This is a genomic window from Alienimonas sp. DA493, from assembly GCF_043951915.1.
GTDB lineage: Bacteria > Planctomycetota > Planctomycetia > Planctomycetales > Planctomycetaceae > Alienimonas.
This window is the reverse complement of record NZ_JBINJD010000353.1, coordinates 1-644: the sequence shown is the minus strand read 5'-3', so window position 1 is coordinate 644 and position 644 is coordinate 1. Positions and strand designations below refer to the sequence as shown.

2 protein-coding genes are annotated in these 644 nt (G+C 72.5%); both read left to right on the top strand.

Annotated features, from left to right (window positions below; all coding sequences use genetic code 11):
* Window positions 1–30: 30 nt before the first annotated feature.
* Complete coding sequence (locus tag ACG2DA_RS22985) at window positions 31–252, top strand: transposase (RefSeq protein ID WP_395259046.1); 222 nt, start codon at window positions 31–33, stop codon at window positions 250–252.
* Window positions 253–261: 9 nt separating this feature from the next.
* Window positions 262–644 (top strand): transposase (locus ACG2DA_RS22980; protein WP_395259044.1); only part of this gene is annotated, 383 nt, incomplete at its 3' end.

Below are 644 nucleotides of genomic sequence, written 5' to 3'. Positions count from 1 at the left end.
AGGGCTGAATCCAGCCTTTGAGGACCCGCCATGGCCCAGTGCCGCCTGCCCGAACAGTTCGCCGACGTCGCCGCCCACCACCTGCCGCCGGACCGGCCCCCCGGCCCCGAAGGCGGACGCCCCCGCGTCCCCAATCGCGTCGTGCTGAAAGTCTTGTGGTACGTGCTGACCACCGGCTGCCGCTGGCGGGACGTGCCCCCCGACATGGGCTGCTCCGGCGAGACCGCCCGCACCCGCCTGATCGGATGGTAAGAGCTCGGCGTGTGGGCGCGGGTGCATCTGGACTTCCTGCGGCTGCTCCGCCGAGAGGGCGAGTTGGAGCACGACACGGCGATTGTCGACTCGGTCCTCGTCCGCGCCCACGGCGGCGGCGAGCAAACCGGCCCCAGCCCGGTCGACCGCGGCCGTCCGGGCTGCAAATACAGCCTGATGGTCGACCGGAACGGCGCCGCGCTGGGCGTGAAGATCGCCGGCGCGAACGCCAGCGACCACACGCAGATCCTGCCGCTGGTCCGGGAGGAGTTCCCCCGCGTCGGCGGCAAGCCCGGCCGCCCGAAGGAAGCCCCGGACCGGCTGTACGCCGACGCCGGGTACGACAGCGACGCGACTCGCGGCGTGCTGCGGTCATTGGGGATCGAGCCCTT